This is a genomic window from Pseudomonas sp. KB_15 (assembly GCF_052114525.1).
Lineage (GTDB): Bacteria > Pseudomonadota > Gammaproteobacteria > Pseudomonadales > Pseudomonadaceae > Aquipseudomonas.
In genome coordinates this window covers 1-373 of record NZ_JBFREX010000343.1, presented here as the reverse complement: position 1 = coordinate 373, position 373 = coordinate 1, and the positions used below count along the sequence as shown (strand labels likewise).

The following is a 373-nucleotide window of genomic DNA, read 5'->3' as shown; positions in this document are numbered from 1 at the left end:
GATCCAGCACCTCCTCCATCAGTCTCAGGTAGCCCGAATGCTGGAGGCGATCGTTGAAGTGGCAGTAGAAATAGGGCACCCGCCATTGCCAGACGAAGCGGTTGCCTTCATCGGCAGCCAGCGCGCGACGCACGTCCAGCGGCGGGTTACCGGCCTGGCGCGCCGTGGCCAGGCCGGCATCGGGAATGGAGCGCTGCGGCCCTCGCCGGATCCGGGTACAGGTGTATGGCGCGAGGCGCGGCTCCCCGCTGGCTGGCTGTGGGGTTACGACGCTGTCGTCCAGGCGGAACAGCACGTCCACGTAACCGGTGACGGCCTTCAATGGTTTGCCGTCGCGCGGCACCGTCAGTGTCACGGCGACGCGCAGCACCCC

1 protein-coding gene is annotated in these 373 nt (G+C 67.8%); it reads right to left on the bottom strand.

Annotation, left to right across the window (positions count from 1 at the left end; genetic code table 11):
• The coding region (locus AB4Z35_RS31205) for a hypothetical protein (protein WP_442101324.1) at nucleotides 1-373 on the bottom strand (373 nt) is incomplete at both ends.